At 72.3% G+C, this 357-nt stretch carries 1 protein-coding gene; it reads left to right on the top strand.

The window, feature by feature from the left end:
• The coding region (locus AC1DSF_RS31520; protein ID WP_478184235.1) for an oligopeptide/dipeptide ABC transporter ATP-binding protein at positions 1–357 on the top strand (357 nt) is incomplete at both ends.

Here is a 357-nt window from a genome sequence, read left to right on the forward strand (position 1 = left end):
TGACCGTGCAGCGGCAGATCCTGGACCTCCTGGAGGAGATCCAGGAGGACCGCGGCATGGGCATGATCCTGGTCAGCCACGACCTCGGCGTGGTCGCCGGCCGCACCGACGAGATCGCCGTGATGTACGCGGGCCGCATGGTGGAGCACTCCCCCACCGACGACCTGTTCGTGCACCGCCGGCACCGCTACACCGAAGCGCTCCTGGCGGCCGTGCCGCGGCTGGACGTGCCCAAGACGATGCGGCCGAGCCCCATCGCGGGCAGCCCGCCGGACCTGGTCACGTTCAAGGGCGGCTGCGCGTTCGCGGCACGCTGCGACACGGCCGAGGACGTGTGCCGCACCGACCGCCCGGACC

The organism is Variovorax sp. 01N429 (assembly GCF_056399425.1).